This is a genomic window from Candidatus Symbiopectobacterium sp. NZEC135 (assembly GCF_025962695.1).
Genome location: NZ_JAGFPF010001296.1, coordinates 1 through 611, shown reverse-complemented (window position 1 = coordinate 611; position 611 = coordinate 1). Strand labels below are relative to the sequence as shown.

The window sequence follows — 611 nt, the reverse complement described above, 5'->3', positions numbered from 1 at the left end:
AACGCCAGATGGGCATTTTTTTCCCGACTGATATCAAAGGTAAAGGGGTTTTCAAACTGCTGTTCATCGCGATTGGCCGAGGCCCACCACAGTGTCACTTTCTCGCCAGCTCTGATGCGTTTACCCGCGATATCAACATCGCGCGTCGCGGTGCGGCGGTTGTACGGCGTCGGTGAGGTCCAGCGCAAAATTTCCTCCAGCGCCCGGTTCATGCGTGCAGGTTCACGTTGCAGCAACTGCCACTGTTCCGGGTGCTGAATAAACGCCAGTATTCCGCCCGCAATGGCATTGCGCGTGGTTTCCAAACCGGCCACCATCACCACGCTAAACACCATGACCTGCTCCATAGGGGTCAAACTGCCCAGTTCCGCAGAAAGTTCTCCCGCAATCGCCAGCGAAACAATGTCATCACCGGGGGCTTGGCGACGCTGTTCCACAAAGCGCTGCGCGTAAGCCATAAACTGCTGCATGCCTTGCTGGCTGCTGACACTGCTCTGCCCCAATTGGCGATCGGCATAATCAAGCACCGCATTGATCCAACCTGAGATCGGGTGCCGGTCTTCGGGGGGGATCCCGACCAAATGGGCAATGGCAAACAGAGGAAGTTCGGC

The 611-nt window shown here is 57.0% G+C and carries 1 protein-coding gene; it reads right to left on the bottom strand.

All coding sequences use genetic code 11. From position 1 onward, the window contains the following. The coding region (locus J5224_RS33910; protein WP_264629249.1) for a cytochrome P450 at positions 1-611 on the bottom strand (611 nt) is incomplete at both ends.